The sequence below is a fragment of the Streptococcus sp. genome, from assembly GCF_019414905.1.
GTDB lineage: Bacteria > Bacillota > Bacilli > Lactobacillales > Streptococcaceae > Streptococcus.
Window position 1 is genome coordinate 1 of sequence record NZ_DXLC01000199.1, and the last position, 1002, is coordinate 1002.

1 protein-coding gene is annotated in these 1002 nt (G+C 39.4%); it reads left to right on the forward strand.

What is annotated here, in order from left to right; translation table 11 throughout:
- Positions 1 to 102: 102 nt before the first annotated feature.
- Positions 103 to 1002, forward strand: a 900-nt coding sequence (locus tag QZ359_RS05995; protein WP_293964008.1) for a sugar phosphate nucleotidyltransferase, incomplete at its 3' end; no start/stop codon positions are given.

The following is a 1002-nucleotide window of genomic DNA, read 5'->3' on the forward strand; positions in this document are numbered from 1 at the left end:
CATCTAGAGAATGCGATGTTTTAAAGCATTTGCCCTCTTTTGTGTTTGAAAAAGCAAATTTATGATATAATATAAGGGAATTTCTATAGAAAAGAGAAAAATATGGCAAATTATGCAGTTATTTTAGCAGCGGGTAAAGGTACTCGTATGAAATCAGATCTACCAAAAGTCATGCACAAGGTTGCAGGAATTTCAATGCTTGAGCATGTTTTTCGTAGTGTAGGGGCCATCAATCCTGAAAAAACAGTAACGGTTGTTGGACATAAGGCAGAACTTGTGGAGCAAGTTTTAGCTGGTCAAACTGATTTTGTAAGACAGTCTGAGCAATTAGGAACTGGTCATGCGGTTATGATGGCTGAGCCAATTCTTGAAGGACTTTCTGGACAAACATTGGTTATTGCTGGTGACACACCACTCATTACTGGTGAAAGTCTAAAGAACTTGATTGATTTCCACGTTAATCACAAAAACGTAGCTACAATCCTTACTGCAGAAGCTGAAGATCCGTTTGGTTATGGGCGTATTGTTCGTAACGAGAATGCTGAAGTGCTTCGTATCGTGGAGCAGAAGGATGCGACTGATTTTGAAAAACAAATCAAGGAAATCAATACAGGAACCTATGTCTTTGATAATGCTCGTCTCTTTGAAGCTTTGAAGAATATCAACACTAACAATGCCCAAGGCGAATACTACATTACTGATGTCATCGGTATTTTCCGTGAAGCTGGAGAAAAAGTCGGAGCCTATACTCTGAAAGACTTTGATGAAAGTCTCGGAGTCAATGATCGTGTAGCACTCGCTACAGCAGAAGCAGTTATGCGTCGTCGTATTAATCAAGCGCATATGGTCAATGGAGTTAGTTTTGTGAATCCTGAAGCTACTTACATTGACATTGATGTTGAGATCGCTCCAGAAGTTCAAATTGAAGCGAATGTAACCCTCAAAGGTTCTAGTAAGATTGGTGCAGGAACTGTTTTGACCAATGGAACTTATATCCTTGAT